This is a genomic window from Microbacterium sp. GbtcB4, assembly GCF_019091465.1.
Classification (GTDB): domain Bacteria; phylum Actinomycetota; class Actinomycetes; order Actinomycetales; family Microbacteriaceae; genus Microbacterium; species Microbacterium paraoxydans.
In genome coordinates this window covers 1-375 of the sequence record NZ_JAGXJJ010000027.1, presented here as the reverse complement: position 1 = coordinate 375, position 375 = coordinate 1, and the positions used below count along the sequence as shown (strand labels likewise).

1 pseudogene is annotated in these 375 nt (G+C 68.5%); it reads left to right on the top strand.

The window, feature by feature from the left end:
* Nucleotides 1-375, top strand: a pseudogene (locus KVS71_RS17145) (chromosome segregation protein); the annotation flags it as partial.

Below are 375 nucleotides of genomic sequence, written 5' to 3'. Positions count from 1 at the left end.
CCTCCGCGGCGGGAAGATGGAAGACGTCATCTTCCCCGGCACCTCGACCCGTGGCCCCCTCGGGCGCGCTGAGGTGCAGCTCACGATCGTCAATGCCGACGGCGCGCTGCCGTTCGAATACGCCGAGGTCACCATCAGCCGCACGCTCTTGCGCAACGGCTCCAGCGAGTACGCCATCTACGTCGAGAGCTGCCCGCTGCTCGATGTGCACGAGCTGCTCAGCGACTCGGGCCTCGGCCGGGAGACGCACGTCATCGTGGGTCAGGGGCGGCCCGCCACCGTGCTCCAGGCCTCGCCGGAGGATCGCCGCGGCTTCATCGAGGAGACGGCCGGCATCCTCAAGCACCGACGTCGCAAAGAGAAGACGCTGCGCAA